We start from the raw sequence: 246 nt of genomic DNA on the forward strand, positions 1-246 counted from the left end.
ACTTGTGCTTTTTCTCCACTGTCACTGACTTCTACATCTCCATCCACCTTCATAGTACATATCACTTCACCCACAGCAATTGTTTCATCTTCTTTAGCAATGAGTTCACTAATAGTTCCTGAATAGGAAGATGGAACTTCAGCGTTCACTTTGTCTGTCATAACCTCAGCAATGGGGTCATATTTATTTACGCTGTCACCGGGTTTTACTAGCCATTTCGTGATTGTTCCTTCAGTGACACTTTCA

Annotated in this window: 1 protein-coding gene; it reads right to left on the reverse strand. The window is 40.7% G+C overall.

Going from position 1 to position 246, the window contains the following annotated elements; genetic code table 11:
- Positions 1-246 (reverse strand): biotin/lipoyl-containing protein (locus AOA61_RS30090; RefSeq protein WP_305886530.1); only part of this gene is annotated, 246 nt, incomplete at both ends.

Source organism: Pseudomonas sp. 2995-1 (assembly GCF_002742505.1).
Classification (GTDB): domain Bacteria; phylum Pseudomonadota; class Gammaproteobacteria; order Pseudomonadales; family Pseudomonadaceae; genus Aquipseudomonas; species Aquipseudomonas sivasensis.